This window comes from Phocaeicola sp. GP0067, assembly GCF_031119655.1.
Taxonomy (GTDB): Bacteria; Bacteroidota; Bacteroidia; order Bacteroidales; family Bacteroidaceae; genus Phocaeicola; species Phocaeicola vulgatus.
Genome location: NZ_JAVHZY010000016.1, coordinates 25,342 through 44,489, shown reverse-complemented (window position 1 = coordinate 44,489; position 19,148 = coordinate 25,342). Strand labels below are relative to the sequence as shown.

Here is a 19,148-nt window from a genome sequence, read left to right as displayed (position 1 = left end):
CGAGACAGCATTTTATAGCAAAACGGCGTATTTACGGATAGTATCCAAACGTTCCCTAAGCGTCTGATCATTACCAGCCTGCCGCATATTATATTCCGGTTACAGCCGCATCAGCGAACCGGCAGGATATCCAGCATCGCTTCAAACATCATGACTGTAGGAGTAGTCAAGCCTCAATTGAATGTATATCACTCCCTACCCTATAGCATAAGCCTTTTCTTTCTTCAGGTTAAGCCTTTTTATACGGATATGTTCTATCTCCATAGCCTTTGGAGTTATCTCCATAAGCTTTGGAGTTATCTCCCAAGGCTATGGAGTTAACTCCAAAGGCTTGCGGAGATAAAACAGGCAGGAAGAAAAGCCTTAACCATACGTCAGGAAAGGGTTAGGGATACGGATAAGATCCTTTAAGGACGAATCGGATGCCAAAGTCTTTTGCAGATGCCTTTTTCGGATGAAAGTCCCGCTAACATTCTACAGCTCCAAAACTTTTCCGTCAGTGAATAGTCGAGATGCCATCCGTACCGGTTCCCGATAAGCATACCAACCGTCCGTATCGTTACATACAGCCTGCAGCTTTCAAACAGATGTGTCTATTCCAAGGGGTAACGAAGCTAAGACAAAATGTGACAGGAATTCCCAAACTATCAGAGGAAAGGGAAGTGATAACAGATAAAAAATGGTGGTAGCAGGTGTTTTTTCATGCTGCTACCACCACCTTTGAAACGCCCTGTTCATGGGTGTTTACGAAAGAGGATGGTAGTAGTGGTAGCTGTTTTGCAAAACTCTGTTGCAGGTGGGAGGAAACTTCAAACAGGAACTAAAATTATAAAGTTTTCATCTTCTTCCCTATGCCCACTGCTTTAGAAATTTTGCCTGTTCCTTTTTCCTTATACAAGTAGCCACGGAACATGCCTCCGCTATTAAACGGCATGGCAAAATTACCTTTCTTGTCCACTGCAATCAATCCACCATTTCCCTCCTTGGTATTCAGTTCCTGATGGATAATATAATCGGCAGCCTCCCCGACAGGCTGGTGCAGCAACTTCACACGAGTAGAAAGATTATAAGCTACGACGTGACGGATAAAATACTCCCCATGCCCGGTGCACGACACAGCACAACCTTCATTATCCGCATAAGTACCTGCACCAATCACCGGTGAATCTCCCACACGGCCCCATTGCTTCTTGAACATACCACCGGTACTTGTTCCCGCTGTCAGGTTACCTTGCTTGTCCAGTACCACACAGCCCACAGTTCCATTCTTCTTGCTCTCCTTCTTCAAATCCTCTATCCACTTCAACGTCTTAGGAGTAGCAAAATACATATTATCCACAATTTCCAGTCCTTGTGACTTTGCAAACCGGTCAGCACCCTCACCTGCCAGCATCACGTGAGGTGTTTTAGTTTTTACCGCATAAGCTGCATTAATCGGATTCTTCACCGTTTTCAACCCGGCGACAGCTCCTGCTGTCAAATCCTTACCTTCCATAATAGAAGCATCCAGCTCAAAAGTACCGGCACTGGTACAAGTAGCCCCTTTACCTGCATTGAACAAGGGGTTATTCTCAAAGTAGTTGACAACCGCCATTACCGCTTCAGGCCCTTCGCCTCCGGCAGACAGAATAGCATTTCCAATGCTCAAAGCTGAATCTAAAGCCGCATAATACAAGGTTGATTTCTCCTTATCGTCCTCGAGGTTTTCCATAGCACCGGCACCTCCATGAACAACAATTACGTATTCTCTCTCCTGTGCCAGCATGCGGCACAATGGTAATAAGAGCAGAATTGTGATAAATAAGTGTTTCATAATAGTAGTTTAATATCAATAGTATGGTGCGAATGTAACAAAACAATTTGTAAAAAGGAAACTTTTATGCAGAGATATAGACATAAAAAAAGGAGCAACGCCTTGCTCCAACCTTTGTTAACCTTAAATCTAATACTATGAAAAACACAGTGCAAAGGTACGAACATTATTGAAATTTGCAAATTCGACAAAAAGAAAATTATGTTCTCTAACATGATTTAAGGAGATCCGCCACATTTGTTAATGAACATTTCCCTGTCAGATTATAAGTGACATTTTTACAGTTGTATTTCTTAACGTATACTAAACCATAAGACAAAATACACATTAAAAGTTAAATAAAGCGGATTGATACTATGTTTTAAAACATAAATAGGAATTTTGGTGTTATCTTTGCAGTAGTAAAAGAGAAAACAAAAGGTTTTTAGGAATAACCAGTTCTCCAAACGGGAGAACATAAAAAAGATGTAATTATGAAAAGAACAAATGACACAATCGAGATGTTGCAGTATCAGTTAAGAAGATACAAAGCAATGAGAAAGGGAGCTGCTTGCCAATCTTTGCAATACAAGCTTCAGAAATTAATGAGCCAACAGGCTAATGCCTGATGAGCTCTACCATAAAGAACACAAGTTTATAATTTTATAATATAAGAAAAAGGATATGATTTTTATCATATCCTTTTCTTATTATTATCTAGAATGAAAGTTTATTCATAAAGATAAAACATTCTATCCATCAACTGCCATTTTTCAGCCGAAGACGCTCCCGGCTCTGCCTGTTGAAAGACAGACATATACTCTTCCCATTCTGCCTGACGAGGCAACGTAGCCATTCTGGCCATGGCCGTATCCCAATCAAAATCGAGAGGAGTTTCCACTATCATAAACAAATTAGTTCCCAGGATATAAATTTCCATTTCCAAAATACCGACTTCACGAATAGCTGCCAATGTTTCCGGCCAAACCTTGCCTTCCGAATGACGCTTTCTATACTCGGCTATCAAGGCCGCATCGTTTTTCAGATTCAACATCTGGCAATAACGTTTTACCGGTCCCTGATATTTCCGAACTTTATATCCTTGCTTTTTGTTTTCCATTATTCTCTTACTTCCCAGCCTAATGCACTAGCTCCCAACACGGCGGCATCAGCATCCTTCAATTCAGAAATCAACAATTTAGTCTTACCTTCGTAAATCTTCAAGATATTATCATCTATAGCTTTACGGATCGGCTTCATGATATAATCACCTGATTTTGCCAATCCACCAAACAGGATAATCGCTTCCGGGCTGGAGAAAGCAATGAAATCCGCCAAAGCCTCACCCAAAATACGTCCTGTATATTCAAAGATATCTTGTGCTAATTTATCCCCTCTTACAGCCGCGTCAAAAACATCTTTAGATACAATATCTTCAGCCGGGATATCTCTTAACAAACTAGGTTCGGGACGGGCAACCAGAAATTCACGTGCCGTGCGTGCCACACCTGTAGCCGAACAATAAGTTTCCAAACAGCCCTTACGACCACAACCACACTGACGTCCGTCACGACGAACTATCACATGTCCCAATTCTCCGGCAAAACCATCGTGTCCGTAAACCAGTTGTCCATTTATTACGATACCACTACCAACACCGGTTCCAAGAGTAATCATAATAAAGTCTTTCATGCCACGAGCCGCACCATAAGTCATTTCACCGATGGCGGCAGCATTAGCATCATTTGTCAAGGCAGTAGGAACACCTATTGCTTCTTCAAACAAAGCAGCCAAGGGAATCACCCCTTTCCAAGGAAGATTCGGAGCAAATTCAATGGTTCCGTTATAGTAGTTTCCATTAGGAGCACCTACACCCATACCTTTAATTTTTTCTACGCCACCGAACGATTCAATCAACGGACGCAATTTTGAACTGACAGCCTCTACATAATCCTCTATCTTAGAAAATGATTGTGTCTTAACTGAATCGGTAGCCAATACGTTACCACGCGAATCTACGATGCCAAAAACTGTATTAGTTCCGCCAATGTCCATACCTACTACGTAGGGTTTTTCCATGCCTGTTACCATGATATATTATTATTTAGGGTTAGTTATTTTGAGCAAATGTACACAATGAGAAAAAAGAGAGCAAATTTTTTTTCAATTATTTCATATAGCATTGCAACTTTTTGTATCTTCGGCACGTCTAACCAGACAAACACAAGTTAAATTCATCGGTAATGATACATTTAGAGAATATCAACAAAACCTATCATAACGGAGCTCCGCTACATGTTTTGAAAGGTATCAACCTCGACATAGAACGAGGTGAGTTTGTTTCCATTATGGGGGCTTCAGGTTCCGGAAAGTCCACTTTATTGAATATTTTAGGCATCTTGGACAATTACGATTCGGGAGAATATTATTTGAACGATGTATTAATCAAGAATCTGAGTGAAACCCGCTCTGCCGAATACAGAAACCGGATGATAGGATTCATCTTTCAGTCTTTCAACCTGATTTCTTTTAAAAATGCGGTAGAAAATGTAGCTCTTCCCCTCTTCTATCAGGGAGTGAGCCGAAAAAAAAGGAATCAAATGGCATTAGAATACCTTGACAAACTAGGTCTTAAAGAATGGGCGCATCATATGCCCAATGAATTGTCCGGCGGACAAAAACAACGTGTAGCCATAGCACGTGCCTTGATATCCAAACCGCAAATCATCCTCGCCGATGAACCTACCGGAGCCCTGGACAGCAAAACATCCGTGGAAGTGATGAATATTCTGAAAGAACTGCATAAAAACGAGGGGCTGACAATTGTTGTCGTCACTCATGAAAGTGGAGTAGCGAACCAAACGGACAAAATCATCCATATCAAGGACGGACTGATTGAACGGATTGAAGAAAACATAGACCATAATGCCTCTCCTTTCGGCAAGAACGGATTCATGAAATAACTGACACACATGATTGATCTTATTCAAGAAATATTCGGAACAATAAAGCGCAATAAATTACGCACGTTCCTCACCGGCTTTGCCGTAGCTTGGGGTATCTTCATGCTGATCGTACTGCTGGGGGCAGGCAACGGACTAATCCATGCTTTCGAAAGCTCATCTGCAGATATGGCTATGAATTCCATCAAAGTATTTCCCGGCTGGACTTCCAAAGCATACGACGGATTAAAAGAAGGACGCCGCATTGAACTGGACAATAAAGACTATCGGATAACCGAAACCGATTTTCCCAAAAATGTCATCAGTGTAGGAGCTACCGTACGTCAGAGTAATGTGACTTTAACATATGGACAAGACTATGTATCCACCACATTGGAAGGAGTATACCCTAATCATAAGGATGTAGAAAGAGTAAAACCTGCAGGGGGGCGATTTATCAATGACATCGATATCCGTCAACGGCGAAAAGTAATCATTCTTCATACAAAAACCGCAGAAATGCTCTTTAAAAAAGACGCAGACAAAGCTATCGGAAAATTTGTCAACGCCAATGGAGTAGTATATCAAGTGGTAGGCCTTTTTACCGACAAGGGAAGTTTCCAACCTAACGCCTTCATCCCATTCACCACCTTACAACTCATATATAATAAAGGTGACAAGCTGAACAATTTGATATTTATGACACAAGGACTCGATACAGAAGAAAAAAATGAAATCTTTGAAAAGGAGTACCGCAAAGCTATCGGCGTACACCACCGGTTTACAGCTGATGACAAAGGCGCTATCTGGATGTGGAACCGTTTCACCCAATTCCTGCAACAAGAAAAAGGTATGCGCATTCTGACTATAGCCATTTGGGTAATAGGCATATTCACTTTGCTGAGTGGCATCGTAGGTGTAAGTAATATCATGCTGATCACAGTAAAAGAACGGACCCGTGAATTTGGTATCCGCAAAGCGTTGGGTGCCAAACCTATATCTATCTTATGGCTAATTATAGCCGAAAGCGTAACAATTACCACCTTTTTCGGGTATATAGGAATGGTGGCAGGCATTGCTGCCACGGAATACATGAACACAGTGGCAGGAAACCAAACTGTAGACGCAGGCGTTTTCACCGAAACAGTTTTCCTCAATCCCACAGTAGATATCAGTATAGCCATACAAGCAACCATGACATTGGTGATAGCCGGTACACTGGCAGGTTTCTTTCCTGCCCGCAAGGCCGTCATGATCCGACCAATCGAAGCACTTAGAGCAGATTAAAATTATGAGAATAGATTTAGACAGGTGGGAAGAAATATTCATCACCATTACCAGAAACAAGACACGTAGCCTATTGACCGCTTTTGGTGTTTTTTGGGGCATATTCATGCTGGTTGCCCTTATGGGGGGTGGCCAGGGACTACAAGATATGATGTCGGCCAACTTTAAAGGATTCGCCACCAATTCCGTTTTTTTCGGAAGTAATAAAACCAGTGAAGCCTATAAAGGATTTAGAAAAGGACGTTATTGGGATATGGAATTTAACGATGTGGAACGTATCCGCCAAGCCGTACCGGAGGTAGAAGTTATCACTCCCAATATCAGCCGATGGGGCTCTACTGCTATTTTCGGAGACAAGAAAAGCTCCTGTGCCGTCAGAGGGTTACAGCCTGATTATGAAAAGATAGAAGCTCAAAATATTACAATGGGGCGCTTTATCAATGACGTAGACATACTGGAAAGCCGGAAAGTATGCACCATAGGAAAACGAGTATACGACGAACTGTTTCCCCAAGGAGGAAACCCATGCGGACAATATTTGCGTGTGGATGGTATTTACTATCAGATTGTAGGTGTTAGCTTATCAACCAGTAACATGAATATCAATGCAGGAACAGAGGATAGTGTAACTCTTCCATTTACTACCATGCAAAAAGCATACAATTTTGGAAAGCGCATTGATTTAGTCTGTATTACCGTAAAACCGGGTGTGACCGTTACCAGTATAGCCGACAAAATAGAACAAGTAATCAAGAAAGCGCACTATATCCACCCGGACGACAAACAAGCGGTGATCATGGTCAATGCAGAAGCAATGTTCAGCATGATTGACAATCTGTTCACAGGAATCAAAATTTTGGCATGGATGGTAGGTTTGGGAACATTGCTGGCAGGAGCTATCGGAGTAAGCAATATTATGATGGTTACCGTGAAAGAACGTACAACCGAAATCGGCATCCGCCGAGCCATTGGCGCACGCCCTAAAGATATTCTAAACCAAATTCTTTCTGAAAGCATGGTATTGACAACTTTTGCAGGGTTGATGGGAATTAGTTTCGGAGTCTTGATCTTACAAGGGCTGGAAATAGGAACGGCAGCTTCGGGTACAGAGGCTCATTTCCAAATCAGCTTCTGGATGGCCGTCGGGGCCTGCATCTTATTGATGGTCCTAGGTATGCTGGCCGGATTGGCACCGGCTTATCGCGCTATGGCCATCAAACCCATTGAGGCTATAAGAGACGAATAAAGCCGTCCGACGTAACGGATAAAGTTTCCATGCAAGAACAAACAAGAATAAAAAAATAATAAAACAAACAGATATGAAAAAGTATGTAAAAATTGCACTATTAGTCATCGTTGCACTGATATTCATCGGAACATTTGTATTTCTCTATCAAAAATCACAACCCAAAGCCAGCGTGTATACTATATTAAACGCAGAAATCACCGATCTGAAAAAGACCACTGTAGCTACCGGAAAAATAGAACCGCGTGACGAGATTCTGATTAAGCCGCAGATTTCAGGTATCATTGACGAGGTATATAAGGAAGCCGGACAAAAAATAAAGAAAGGAGAAGTGATTGCCAAAGTAAAGGTGATCCCCGAACTGGGACAACTAAACTCGGCAGAAAGCCGTGTAAGACTGGCAGAAATCAATGCCAGACAAGGAGAAACGGACTTTGCCCGTATGAAAAAACTGTTCGAAAGCAAACTTATCAGCAGTGAAGAATACGAAAAGAGTGAAGTAGCCGTAAAACAGGCACGTGAAGAATTACAAACAGCCAAAGATAACCTGGAAATAGTCAAAGAAGGTATCACTAAAAACAAGGCTTCATTCAGTAGTACCCTTATCCGATCTACTATTGACGGATTGATTTTGGATGTGCCCGTAAAAGCCGGTAACTCCGTCATAATGAGCAACACATTCAATGACGGAACCACTATCGCCACCGTAGCCAACATGAATGATCTGATTTTCCGAGGCAATATTGATGAAACGGAAGTAGGACGCATACACGAAGGCATGCCGGTAAAAATAACTTTAGGAGCCTTACAAAACATGGAATTTGATGCACAACTAGAATATATCTCTCCTAAAGGTGTAGAAGAAAATGGTGCCAACCAATTTGAGATCAAAGCAGCCATCACAGTCCCCGACAGTATTACCATCCGTTCCGGATATAGCGCAAATGCGGAAATCGTTCTGGCACGTGCCAGCAAGGTACTGGCAGTACCCGAAAGTACTGTTGAGTTTAAAAACGACTCTACTTTTATATACGTATTGACAGATAGTGTACCTTCACAGAAATTCAGCCGTCGTGCCGTTATTACAGGTATGAGTGACGGTATCCAGATTGAAATAAAGAACGGTCTGAATGTCAATGAAAAAGTACGCGGAGCAGAAAAGAAATAACAGAATATCATTATGAAAAAACAAATCATTATAGCCTTGGCCACCCTGACTGCATTACCGGTCGTTTCCCAAGAAAAATGGGATTTACGTAAATGCATTGATTATGCTATAGAACACAACCTGAGTATCAAGCAACAGGAAGCTGCAAGAGATCAGAATGCAGTGGATTTGAATACTGCTAAATACAGCCGGCTGCCTAATCTGAACGGTAATGTGGGCCAGTCATTTAACTTCGGCCGTGCCTTGCAGGCAGACAATACGTACGGCGACCGTAATACCAAAAACACCAACTTCTCACTCAGTACCAGTATTCCTTTATTTACAGGATTGCGGATACCGAACAACATCGCTCTCAGCAAACTGAACCTGAAAGCAGCTACAGAAGACTTGAACAAGGCCAAAGAAGATATCAGCATTTCTGTCACCTCTGCCTATCTACAAATTCTTTTTAATGAAGAATTGGCAAAAGTAGCTCACAACCAAGTAGAGTTAAGCCGGGAACAGCTGGAATTGAAAGAAGCCTATTTCAAAAATGGGAAAGCATCTGAAGCCGAAGTCTATGAAGCCCGCGCACGCGTCGCACAAGACGAAATGTCAGCAGTACAGGCTGACAATAACTATCAGTTAGCCTTGTTAGAACTGAGCCAGCTGTTGGAACTTCCTACTCCTGACGGATTTGGAGTAGTATCTCCCCGTGTAGAGGATGATTTTACTCTGCTTTCACTTCCCGAAGATATCTATGCACAAGCTGTTCTGAACAAACCAAGTATTAAAGCAGCCCAATTTCGTCTGGAAGGTGCGGCCAAAAATATCCGTATTGCCCAAAGTTCCTGGTATCCGCAATTAAACTTCAGTGCAGGTATAGGAACAAACTACTATAATATCTCAGGAGTAGAAAATGCTTCATTCAGCAGCCAGTGGCATCAAAATTTTAATAAATACCTGCAATTCTCACTCAGCATTCCGTTGTTCAACCGTTTTGACACACGAAATAAAGTAAAGAACGCACGCATCCAGCGCACTGCTTTATCATGGAAGTTGGAAGAAAGCAAAAAGGCTCTTTTCAAAGAAATACAGCAAGCATACTATAATGCAGTAGCTGCCGAAAGCAAATACAAAAGCAGTAATACAGCTACGGATGCTTCTGAAGCTTCCTTCCGTCTGATGAGCGAAAAATATGCCAATGGTAAAGCCAACGCTACTGAATACAATGAGGCACGTACCAATTGGATGAAAGCCGTTTCGGATATGCTTCAAGCAAAATATGACTATCTGTTCCGTACCAAGATTCTGGATTTCTACAAAGGAGTTCCTCTTACTTTGGAATAAATTATTAAGATTCACCACAGATTTTCACAGTCTATTCATAATCAGATTCTGCGTTGACCTGTGGTGAATCATCATAAAAACGACCTTTACAATTCCGGACAATTCATTGTGTTTCGGACTCTTATTTACGTCGGTTTTCGTTGTTTTTCAAATCATACTATACCGTACGCATACGCACTGCTGTTCTTTCCTTAGAATTACTTTTATTGCTTCCTCCTGAACGGTCCGAATCTTTCTCTTTCTTACCATTTCCTCTTCTCACATCCCTGCCGGATGGAGTAATACGCCTATTTTCATGACGGTCTTTATCAACCTGTGAGTTCTGTCCACGTCGTGAAGGGCGCCCATCATGCTTGTTATTCTGATCCTTCTTCGGTCTGTCCGGCCTTGCCTGTGGAACAGACGGACGACGATGATCACCCGACGGCCTGTCAGGATGGATTTGAGGTCTGTTTGGACGAGTCTGAGGAGGAGTGGCCGGGCGATGATGCTCCTTTTGTGGAGGACGAACAGCTATATTGAAATCACGACGACGGTGCATATCATACGTCATTCTGTCATGGCGGATACGATAATGGCCATCGTACACATCATGGCGGTAATGGTCACGATAATGGGTCTTATAATAACTGACATTATTGAAATGAGTACGATAATGCCCTCCGCAATAACTAGCATAATGATGCGGTTTGCCATAGTAGAAAAAATTCACATTATTATATACCAGATAAATACGGAAATGCCATTTGTTCTCATGCGCATAAATGGGACGGTAGAAATGCTCAGCCCTCATAAAACGACGATATTGCGCACTGGAAAGTATCCAACGAAGATCATCATTACGCACATCCAGAAAATCATAGTAACGTTCCAACGCATAATCATAGCCTCTTACCACATCATCCATCAGATAACGGACATTATTGATAAAATCATAATTCACCTCATATACATCATTGTATTGCCGCGGAGTGAGTTTCAGTTCATATGCCATACGGTCGGTAAGGAAACGAGTGTTCTGTCTCATTTTGCTGATACTCATGGCCCCCATTGCGGGAATAGTTATACCTAGCATACAAATCACTATCAGTAATGTAGTCCATCTTTTCATAGCTGTTCCGTTTTTAGTTTGTTAGTTCTATGGCACAAAAATAGGGGAAATCGCTTTCCCCCACAATTGATTTTCCCCATAAGTTCATAGGGCTTTTCCTATATCCGGTAGGGAAAAGCTCCACTAAGTGAGGCGTATCCCCTCAGCTTCCAAAACAACCAGGCGTTTTTTATATAAATCCCCCACCGCTTTCTTGAAAGTTTTCTTACTGACACCAAAAGCATCATAGATATCCTCAGCAGCACTTTTATCATTCAATGGAGTGAAGCCTTCATGATCTTTAATATATTGTAATAACACTTCCGAAAAATCATCCACCTTCTTTGCGCCCAACTTTTGCAGAACCAAATCGATCTTACCATCCTCACGCACCTGCTTTACATAAGCCTTCAGCCTCATACCGGTTTCTAAAGGTTGGAAAATCTCATTATCGTAAAGCAAACCACTGAACTTATTTTCCACAATAGCCTTAAATCCCAAATCTGTTTTCTGCCATATCAGGATATCCACTTCCTGTCCCAGCCGATAGTCGGGATGTTCTTTAGAAAGATAATGCTCCACTTTAGCAGATGCCATAATGCGGTAACTATCTTCGTCTATATGTGCGTGTATTATATACTTTCTCCCTTTCTGCATTTTCATCTTTTGTTCACGGAAAGGTACAAAAAGGTCTTTCATCAATCCCCAATTCAAAAACGCACCAAACTCATTAATCCATGCCACTTCCAAACAGGCAAACTCGTCCACCTGCACCAACGGCTGCAAAGTGGTAGCTATCAGCCTTTCCTCATTGTCAAGATAAAGAAAGACATTCAGCACGTCGCCAGGCTTACAGCCTTCGGGTACATAACGCGTAGGCAATAAAATCTCTCCGTCATCGCCTCCATCTAAATAAACACCAAAATCTACTTCTTTTACAACCTCCAGCTGGTTGTATTTTCCCAGTTTTACGTTCATTAGCTAAATTTTTTCTCAAAGATAGGAAAAAAGCATTATCTTTACTCAGTATTAACCAAGAAAACCCCAATTAGTTATGGATAATTTTATCTTTCACAATCCTACACGCCTCATCTTTGGCAAAGGCATGATTGCCCAATTGTCCCAACAGATACCGGCCGACAAGAGAATCATGATCACTTTCGGAGGTGGCAGTGTAAAAACCAATGGAGTCTATGAACAAGTAATCCAAGCCCTTGAAGGACGTGATTACACGGAGTTTTGGGGAATAGAATCAAATCCCGATATATCTACCTTGAAAAAGGCGATAGAATCAGGCAAAGAAAAAAACATTGACTTCCTGCTGGCAGTAGGTGGCGGCTCAGTTATAGACGGCACCAAGTTGATTTCCGCTGGTATTCCCTACAACGGAGATGCCTGGGAACTGGTTAAAAAAGGCAGTGCACAAAACACGATTCCTTTAGGAACTGTGCTAACCATTCCCGCCACAGGTTCAGAAATGAATAACGGAGCTGTAATTTCATGCCGTGAAACTCATGAAAAATATCCATTTTTCTCCTCCCATCCTGTATTTTCTATCCTAGATCCGACAGTAACTTTCTCACTGCCCGACTATCAGATAGCTTGCGGACTGGCAGACACTTTTGTACACGTCATGGAACAATACATGACCAAAACAAACGAATCTTATCTAATGGACCGCTGGAGCGAAAGCATCCTTCGTACATTGGTACAAATCGCTCCGCAAATCAAAGAAAACAAACAGGACTATCACTTGATGAGTGAATTTATGATGTCCGCCACTATGGCTTTGAACGGTTTTATTGCTATGGGAGTATCCGAAGACTGGGCCACCCACATGATAGGGCATGAGCTGACCGCACTACATGGCATGACACACGGCCAGACCCTGGCAATCGTATTTCCCGGAACTCTACGGACACTCGCCGATAAAAAACGTGACAAAATACTACAATATGGCGAACGTATCTGGGGGGTTACTTCAGGAGTTCCCAGTGTACGGGTATCGCTAACCATAGAAAAAACTGAAGAATTCTTTAGAAATTTAGGACTTAAGACTCGCTTGGATGAAGCAGGAATAGGCGATGATACCATTGAAGAAATAGTACGCCGGTTCAATGAGAGAGGCGCAGCATACGGAGAGGACGGTGATGTAACGGGAGAAGTGGCACGCCGGATTCTGCAAAACTGTAAATCGAAAAAAGAAACAACTGATACAGAAGGAACGAGTATGAAAACAGTTATTCTTACTTCTTTCAAAAGTGATGTCCGCGCACACATGTTACAGGATCTTCTAAAAAATGAAGGTATAGAATCCATGTTGCAGGGAGAATATACAGCCCAAGTTTTGGCTTATATTCCGGGAATGGAAATAAAGGTTCTAGTCTTCGAAAAAGATTATGTCCGGGCATTTGAGATCCTGAAAGCCAGTTTTCCCGAGAAAGTATAAGCATAACTTTCTCCTATACCATTCAAACTTTCTCATCCATATCTTGTTATAGGGAGTATTCAAACCTAAACTAAAGATGTACATGAGAAAGTTTTTATTTTTACCTTTACTGGCACTGCTAGCTTCGTGCGGTAAAAACGAGGATTGTGACATTGTCACTCCCCAACCAGAAGATCTGGTATCTCCGGCACTATATGCCACTCTGAGCCAAAGTAGCACAGATCCTTACAATGGTCCATTAGAAGTACTACCTTGTGAAACGAATGGAAGTTTTTATATAGGCAATTATACAGCCAAGGGAAAACAAGTTCCTTTTCCAGCATATTACTTAATCACGAATGGAATAGGAAAATCCCAAAAATATCCTTTAAGGCTTCCTGTAGGTACATACAATGTGATATATTGGGGATATCCCGATTACTTTGGTACAGCAGGTGATGCCTATCTGGCAGATCCCACGCTAATTATAGGCAAAAAACTGAATACAACCAGTTTAGGATTAAGGAAAATACCGGGAGATACGGTATACTACCCGATACATAGCCTTGTATACGGAACACAAAATATAAATATAGGGAAAGATGACCTGCAAGCACATCTTAAACATGCTTCAGCAGCCTTAAGCGTCATAGTGTCTGAAACAAACGGTGATGCTTTCAGTGATGCCATTGATTCAATGTGGATATACATCAGTAATATCCATAGCAACCTGAATTATTTTTCAGCCCGGCCCGAAGGCACTTTCAAAACAATCAGCTTCGGGTTGAAACCCAGCACTAACCGTACAGAATTCAACAATAATTTTGTATCGGTGTTCCCCTCTCAGCCTAATCCTATGTTTCAAATCTTTGTACAGTTAAGTAACGGAACAATAAAGCATTACCAACAAAAACTAACTACACAACTTAATGCCGGGACAAGAACAACAGTCAACCTGAGTATGGACGGTGTACTACTGGAAGAGGGAGATACCGGAGAATTCCAGATAGACAAATGGAAAGAACAGCATGACAGTATTCACATATCATTAAACTGATCTTTATTCTATTAAATTTTCAAAGAGATCCTGCCATCTACCATGTGAATAGTACGGTCTGTCAAACGAGCCAGATTTTCATCATGAGTAACAATAACAAAAGTTTGACCTAACTTATCACGTAAATCAAAGAACAACTGATGAAGTTCCTCTTTATTGCGAGTATCCAGACTGCCCGACGGCTCATCCGCAAGGATAACCGCCGGGTTGTTTATTAATGCACGCGCTACCGCCACCCGTTGCTTCTCCCCTCCCGACAATTCAGCCGGTTTGTGCGAAGCACGTTCGGACAAGCCCAAAAAAGCTAGCGTTTCTTTGGCTTTCCGCATAGCTTCGGAAGAAGATGTACCTGCTATCAACGCAGGCATCATCACATTCTCTAAAGCTGTAAACTCAGGAAGTAACTGGTGGAACTGGAACACAAAGCCAATCTGCCGGTTACGAAAAGCCGACAACTCTTTTTCCTTCAAACAACTCACTTCTGTACCATTCAGTAAAATAGTACCCGTATCCGCCTTATCCAGCGTTCCCATAATCTGCAATAATGTAGTTTTCCCCGCACCGCTGGGCCCCACAATACTTACCACTTCTCCTTTTTCTATCATCAAGTCAATACCTTTCAGTACCTGCAATGTCCCGAAACTCTTCGTTATTCCCTGTAATTCTATCATAATCAAATTCTTCTTATCACATACTCCGCCAGATAACAGCCAAAGACTGCCGGCATATAACTCACGGTTCCGGCAGTAGATTTCTTATTTTTCTCATCATCTACCAATATCACCGCATCCTGATCGGCCTGCTCTGTACTAAATACAACCGGAAGTTTTCGTTTCATCCCCATTTTCTGCAAACGCTTCCGCACGGCTTTGCTTAATCCGCAATGGTAAGTATCCCATAAATCGGCAAAACGAACCTGAGTAATATCCCATTTAGCACCGGCCCCCATACTACTCACAATGGGCAGACGGCGTTGAAGCACATTATATATAAGGTAACATTTAGGAGCTACCGTATCAATGGCATCCACCACAAAATCAAATTTTGCACTGTCCAGCAATTCCGGAATACGCTCATCTTTCAGATACTCCACCAATACAGTCAATTCCAAATCGGGATTAATATCACGGAAACGTTCCGCCAAAATTTCCGCTTTGGGACGTCCCACAGCAGAGTGAAGGGCCGGAAGCTGACGATTAATATTACTGGGCTGCACAATGTCTGCATCCACTATTGTCATACGGCCTACTCCTGCACGACAAATCATCTCGGCAGCATACGCCCCAACTCCACCTAAACCTACCACCAGCACATGAGCGTGACGCAGGCGTTTCATCTTATCTTTTCCCAGCAACAACTCCGTACGTTGCTGCCACTCTATATTAATTTCGTTCATCACCTTTCTTAAACCATTTGTAGAACCATTTTCCTACATTATCATATACTCGTGTTTCCGATTGCCCGCGAGGGTCAGAAAACGAAACAATCTCTTGCGGATCGTCCCCTAACTGATCCGGATACACAATCAACAAACTGTTATTGGCAAAGTACTTGCTGATTTGTGACGGCAGACGTTCAAAAGAAGTCTGATAAGAGATGGAACCTTTACGCGAAGACACAACCACAAACAGATGGTCATAATTCACCTGTCCGGTCAATAAAAGCAGATCATCCCACTCTTCCAATAAAGAAAACTCCGTAAAAGTATTCGCCTCCTGTTTTTCTGTCAGGGCACGCAAATGCTTCAATGTATCTTCCGTTGCAAAGAAATGCACGCGGCATCCCAATTGTTTACCCATACGGCAGAGCTGTGTCATCCATTTCAAGAAACCTTTTTCATATTCCGCCTTATCGGGAACCGCCACCACAATCCGGCGCAACGTATTGACAGGCATCAATAATTTAGCGATCATAATCTGGCGGTTCGTGCCCTTCAACAAGTTTTCCGTCATTGTACCAAAGAAAGAATCCATCAAATTCGTCTTACGATGCAAACCTATTACAATATCCGTTACCGCATATTCTTTCTGCGTATGAATAATACCTTGCGCAATATTCAAATCATAACGCAACACAGTCTTTACAGACGCATCGGCAGCAGCAGCAATCATCGCCGTACGCTCCAAGTTACGCTTGCCTATGAGTTCCTTGGTTTCTGAAGTATTATTATCATTGATCACACTCAGTGCCACCAATGACTCTTTTTGTTTAGGATGTCTCATCATCAAAGCCATGCCTACCAATCCTTCTATGGTTTCAGGATTAGCTACCGGAATCAAGATGCGTTCCTGTTCCTTACCTTCGCTGCCCTCCATCAGATTTTCCTGGGTCACCATTTTGCGTGCGGCACGCTCTGTCACAACAGAACTTATAATACAAGTGAACAAAATCATGACCACCGTACCATTCAAAACATCATCATTCAACAACCGCTCTCCATTTTCCATAATAATACCGTGACCTATCAACACAGCGGCCAAAGTCGCAGCAGCCTGTGCATTGCTTAATCCGAATATCAGGCTGCCCTCCACTTTTTTCATGCCATATATCTTCTGGGTTATCCATGCAGCCAGCCACTTACTGAATGTCGCCACTACGGTCATTACAACCGCCACTTTCAGCGCTTCACCTTCCGTAAAAAGGCAACGTACATCAATAATCATTCCCACCCCAATCAAGAAATAGGGAATAAACAGCGCATTACCCACAAACTCCAGCCGGTTCATCAAAGGAGAAACATGAGGAACAAAACGATTCAATACCAGCCCGGCAAGGAAAGCTCCCAAAATACCTTCCATCCCCACCAGTTCCATCAAGCCTCCGCCCAGGAACACCATAGCCAGCACAAATATAAATTGCATCACCGCATCCTCATATGTACGGAAAAACCACCGGCTGATGCGAGGCATTAAAAATATGATAAGTCCGAACAGCAAAACCACCTTGGCAACCAACAGCACCCAAAACAGTCCGCCTACGTCCTCACCTTTATACATACCACCAATAACAGCCAGCACCATCAAAGCCAGCACCACAGTCACCGCCGTACCACCAATAGTGATACTGACCGTCCGTTGCCGCGACAAGCCATACCGGCTGATAATAGGATAAGCAATCAAGGTGTGGCTGGCATACATACTGGCCAGCAGCACAGAAGTCAGGAATCCATAGTTCAGCATACTCATGCTACTCCATATGCCCAGCCCCATCGGGATGAGGAAAGTAAACATACCAAAGACCAATCCTTTTGTCCTGTTTTTCTTGAAATCGTCCATATCCATCTCAAGACCGGCCAAAAACATAATGTAGTAAAGTCCTACCTTTCCAAACAATTCAAAACTGCTGTCACGCTCCAGAATGTTAAAGCCATACTTGCCTACCACTACCCCGGCAAGTATCATACCAATAATATGCGGAATGCGTAAACGCCCCAAAATCATAGGGGCAAACAGAATGATAATGAGTACCAGGAAGAATATCCAGGTAGGATCTGTGACCGGAAAATGTATGTTAAGGTCGAATAGTTCCATCTTTTTTTAAGTTTTATACCATAATATCGACAAAATTACGAAAAAACTTTCTTTTTTACTGATTTATATTCTAAAATGTTCTAATTTTGCACGCAGAACGTACTTACATGCTGAGAGATAGTTCTAAAGTATTACTAAATTTTATCTTATAAAACAAAAAACAAAATGAAAGTAGCAATTGTTGGTGCGAGCGGAGCTGTAGGACAAGAGTTCCTGCGTGTGCTCGATGAAAGGAACTTCCCGTTGGATGAGTTAGTGTTATTCGGTTCTTCACGCAGTGCAGGACGAAAATACACATTCCGCGGTAAACAGATTGAAGTGAAACTCCTTCAGCACAACGATGACTTTAAAGGTGTAGATATCGCTTTCACATCAGCCGGCGCAGGTACCACAAAAGAGTTTTGTGAAACCATTACCAAACATGGTGCCGTACTGATTGACAACTCCAGCGCTTACCGTATGGATGCCGACGTGCCTTTGGTAGTGCCCGAAGTGAATCCGGAAGATGCTTTGAATCGTCCCCGTAACGTGATAGCTAACCCCAACTGTACAACTATCCAGATGGTAGTTGCGCTGAAAGCCATCGAAAATCTTTCACACATAAAACGTGTGCATGTGGCTACTTATCAAGCTGCCAGCGGTGCAGGTGCAGCAGCTATGGATGAATTGTATGAACAATATCGTCAGGTATTGGCTAACGAGCCCGTGACCGTAGAGAAATTCGCTTACCAGTTGGCATTCAACCTGATTCCCCAGATTGATGTATTTACCGACAATGGATATACCAAAGAAGAAATGAAGATGTTCAACGAAACACGCAAGATTATGCACTCCGACATTCAGGTTAGCGCCATGTGTGTACGTGTTCCCGCCCTCCGTTCTCACTCGGAAAGTATCTGGGTAGAAACTGAACGCCCCATTTCTCCTGAAGAAGCCCGTAAAGCCTTTGCCAAAGGGGAAGGCCTGGTACTGATGGACAATCCCGAAAAGAAAGAATATCCGATGCCTTTGTTCCTGGCAGGTAAAGATCCGGTTTACGTAGGTCGTATCCGCAAAGATCTGGCAAACGAAAACGGACTGACTTTCTGGATTGTAGGCGATCAGATTAAGAAAGGTGCGGCATTGAACGCTGTTCAGATTGCCGAATACTTGATCAAAGTAGGAAACGTGAAATAATTTATTAAATAATTTGTCATAATCTTTATCTTTGCGTCAATCATTGGTTTAATGAATTGACCAAGATAAAGATTATATTGTTTCTTACAGTTATTCGCCCGTC

At 42.4% G+C, this 19,148-nt stretch carries 18 protein-coding genes; 9 read left to right on the top strand and 9 right to left on the bottom strand.

Annotated elements, in window-relative coordinates; all coding sequences use genetic code 11:
• Positions 1–229: 229 nt before the first annotated feature.
• Complete coding sequence (locus tag RE317_RS13070; protein ID WP_229035920.1) at positions 230–307, bottom strand: hypothetical protein; 78 nt, start codon at positions 305–307, stop codon at positions 230–232.
• Positions 308–826: 519 nt separating this feature from the next.
• Complete coding sequence (locus tag RE317_RS13065) at positions 827–1,813, bottom strand: isoaspartyl peptidase/L-asparaginase family protein (RefSeq protein ID WP_008670369.1); 987 nt, start codon at positions 1,811–1,813, stop codon at positions 827–829.
• Positions 1,814–2,286: 473 nt separating this feature from the next.
• On the opposite strand from RE317_RS13065, the gene RE317_RS13060 reads away from it, so the two are divergent.
• Positions 2,287–2,421, top strand: a complete 135-nt coding sequence (locus RE317_RS13060) for a hypothetical protein (protein ID WP_005843640.1) — start codon at positions 2,287–2,289, stop codon at positions 2,419–2,421.
• Between the two features lie 101 nt (positions 2,422–2,522).
• On the opposite strand, the gene RE317_RS13055 is transcribed toward RE317_RS13060, so the two are convergent.
• A complete protein-coding gene (locus RE317_RS13055) occupies positions 2,523–2,912 on the bottom strand; it encodes an L-rhamnose mutarotase (protein WP_005843638.1) in 390 nt (129 codons plus the stop codon).
• Positions 2,912–3,883 (bottom strand): ROK family protein, encoded by a 972-nt coding sequence (locus RE317_RS13050; RefSeq protein WP_005853709.1) that lies wholly within the window; start codon positions 3,881–3,883, stop codon positions 2,912–2,914. Before RE317_RS13050 ends, RE317_RS13055 begins: the two co-directional genes overlap by 1 nt.
• Positions 3,884–4,035: 152 nt before the next feature.
• Here RE317_RS13050 and RE317_RS13045 point away from each other — a divergent pair, with 152 nt between their 5' ends.
• The 5 genes from RE317_RS13045 (at position 4,036) to RE317_RS13025 (ending at position 9,764) form a co-directional block, all read left to right on the top strand.
• Positions 4,036–4,755: an ABC transporter ATP-binding protein gene (locus tag RE317_RS13045; protein WP_005843634.1), complete on the top strand. Its 720-nt coding sequence runs from the start codon at positions 4,036–4,038 to the stop codon at positions 4,753–4,755.
• 9 nt (positions 4,756–4,764) lie between these two features.
• On the top strand, positions 4,765–6,021 hold the full coding sequence (locus RE317_RS13040; protein WP_005853707.1) for an ABC transporter permease: 1,257 nt from the start codon (positions 4,765–4,767) through the stop codon (positions 6,019–6,021).
• A 4-nt stretch (positions 6,022–6,025) separates the two neighbouring features.
• A complete protein-coding gene (locus tag RE317_RS13035) occupies positions 6,026–7,267 on the top strand; it encodes an ABC transporter permease (RefSeq protein WP_005853705.1) in 1,242 nt (413 codons plus the stop codon).
• A 73-nt stretch (positions 7,268–7,340) separates the two neighbouring features.
• Positions 7,341–8,435 (top strand): efflux RND transporter periplasmic adaptor subunit, encoded by a 1,095-nt coding sequence (locus RE317_RS13030; protein ID WP_005843627.1) that lies wholly within the window; start codon positions 7,341–7,343, stop codon positions 8,433–8,435.
• A gap of 12 nt (positions 8,436–8,447) precedes the next feature.
• Positions 8,448–9,764 (top strand): TolC family protein, encoded by a 1,317-nt coding sequence (locus tag RE317_RS13025; protein WP_007831490.1) that lies wholly within the window; start codon positions 8,448–8,450, stop codon positions 9,762–9,764.
• Positions 9,765–9,921: 157 nt separating this feature from the next.
• Here the strand turns inward: RE317_RS13025 and RE317_RS13020 are convergent, their stop codons facing one another.
• Positions 9,922–10,875: a hypothetical protein gene (locus RE317_RS13020; RefSeq protein ID WP_005843622.1), complete on the bottom strand. Its 954-nt coding sequence runs from the start codon at positions 10,873–10,875 to the stop codon at positions 9,922–9,924.
• Positions 10,876–10,998: 123 nt separating this feature from the next.
• Positions 10,999–11,832, bottom strand: coding sequence for a S1 RNA-binding domain-containing protein (locus RE317_RS13015; protein ID WP_005843620.1), 834 nt, complete (start codon positions 11,830–11,832; stop codon positions 10,999–11,001).
• Positions 11,833–11,908: 76 nt separating this feature from the next.
• Between RE317_RS13015 and RE317_RS13010 the strand changes: the two genes are divergently transcribed.
• Both RE317_RS13010 and RE317_RS13005 read left to right on the top strand, forming a co-directional pair.
• Positions 11,909–13,303, top strand: coding sequence for an iron-containing alcohol dehydrogenase (locus RE317_RS13010; protein ID WP_005843618.1), 1,395 nt, complete (start codon positions 11,909–11,911; stop codon positions 13,301–13,303).
• Between the two features lie 82 nt (positions 13,304–13,385).
• The gene (locus RE317_RS13005; RefSeq protein ID WP_005843617.1) at positions 13,386–14,339 is read left to right on the top strand and encodes a FimB/Mfa2 family fimbrial subunit; all 954 of its coding nucleotides are present in this window, start codon (positions 13,386–13,388) and stop codon (positions 14,337–14,339) included.
• Positions 14,340–14,350: 11 nt separating this feature from the next.
• Here the strand turns inward: RE317_RS13005 and RE317_RS13000 are convergent, their stop codons facing one another.
• The 3 genes from RE317_RS13000 to RE317_RS12990 are packed head-to-tail and all read right to left on the bottom strand — an operon-like array spanning position 14,351 to position 17,869.
• Positions 14,351–15,010, bottom strand: a complete 660-nt coding sequence (locus tag RE317_RS13000; protein WP_005843614.1) for an ABC transporter ATP-binding protein — start codon at positions 15,008–15,010, stop codon at positions 14,351–14,353.
• 2 nt (positions 15,011–15,012) lie between these two features.
• Positions 15,013–15,735: a ThiF family adenylyltransferase gene (locus tag RE317_RS12995; protein WP_005843612.1), complete on the bottom strand. Its 723-nt coding sequence runs from the start codon at positions 15,733–15,735 to the stop codon at positions 15,013–15,015.
• Positions 15,722–17,869, bottom strand: a complete 2,148-nt coding sequence (locus RE317_RS12990; protein ID WP_005843610.1) for a cation:proton antiporter — start codon at positions 17,867–17,869, stop codon at positions 15,722–15,724. Before RE317_RS12990 ends, RE317_RS12995 begins: the two co-directional genes overlap by 14 nt.
• A gap of 165 nt (positions 17,870–18,034) precedes the next feature.
• Between RE317_RS12990 and RE317_RS12985 the strand changes: the two genes are divergently transcribed.
• Positions 18,035–19,045, top strand: a complete 1,011-nt coding sequence (locus RE317_RS12985; RefSeq protein ID WP_117873298.1) for an aspartate-semialdehyde dehydrogenase — start codon at positions 18,035–18,037, stop codon at positions 19,043–19,045.
• Positions 19,046–19,148 lie beyond the last annotated feature (103 nt).

Coding starts and splice junctions, on each gene's coding strand:
- RE317_RS13065 (WP_008670369.1), bottom strand. CDS start 1,813: ATGAAACACTTATTTATCACAATTCTGCTCTTATTACCATTGTGCCGC.
- RE317_RS13060 (WP_005843640.1), top strand. CDS start 2,287: ATGAAAAGAACAAATGACACAATCGAGATGTTGCAGTATCAGTTAAGA.
- RE317_RS13055 (WP_005843638.1), bottom strand. CDS start 2,912: ATGGAAAACAAAAAGCAAGGATATAAAGTTCGGAAATATCAGGGACCG.
- RE317_RS13050 (WP_005853709.1), bottom strand. CDS start 3,883: ATGGTAACAGGCATGGAAAAACCCTACGTAGTAGGTATGGACATTGGC.
- RE317_RS13045 (WP_005843634.1), top strand. CDS start 4,036: ATGATACATTTAGAGAATATCAACAAAACCTATCATAACGGAGCTCCG.
- RE317_RS13040 (WP_005853707.1), top strand. CDS start 4,765: ATGATTGATCTTATTCAAGAAATATTCGGAACAATAAAGCGCAATAAA.
- RE317_RS13035 (WP_005853705.1), top strand. CDS start 6,026: ATGAGAATAGATTTAGACAGGTGGGAAGAAATATTCATCACCATTACC.
- RE317_RS13030 (WP_005843627.1), top strand. CDS start 7,341: ATGAAAAAGTATGTAAAAATTGCACTATTAGTCATCGTTGCACTGATA.
- RE317_RS13025 (WP_007831490.1), top strand. CDS start 8,448: ATGAAAAAACAAATCATTATAGCCTTGGCCACCCTGACTGCATTACCG.
- RE317_RS13020 (WP_005843622.1), bottom strand. CDS start 10,875: ATGAAAAGATGGACTACATTACTGATAGTGATTTGTATGCTAGGTATA.
- RE317_RS13015 (WP_005843620.1), bottom strand. CDS start 11,832: ATGAACGTAAAACTGGGAAAATACAACCAGCTGGAGGTTGTAAAAGAA.
- RE317_RS13010 (WP_005843618.1), top strand. CDS start 11,909: ATGGATAATTTTATCTTTCACAATCCTACACGCCTCATCTTTGGCAAA.
- RE317_RS13005 (WP_005843617.1), top strand. CDS start 13,386: ATGAGAAAGTTTTTATTTTTACCTTTACTGGCACTGCTAGCTTCGTGC.
- RE317_RS13000 (WP_005843614.1), bottom strand. CDS start 15,010: ATGATAGAATTACAGGGAATAACGAAGAGTTTCGGGACATTGCAGGTA.
- RE317_RS12995 (WP_005843612.1), bottom strand. CDS start 15,735: ATGAACGAAATTAATATAGAGTGGCAGCAACGTACGGAGTTGTTGCTG.
- RE317_RS12990 (WP_005843610.1), bottom strand. CDS start 17,869: ATGGAACTATTCGACCTTAACATACATTTTCCGGTCACAGATCCTACC.
- RE317_RS12985 (WP_117873298.1), top strand. CDS start 18,035: ATGAAAGTAGCAATTGTTGGTGCGAGCGGAGCTGTAGGACAAGAGTTC.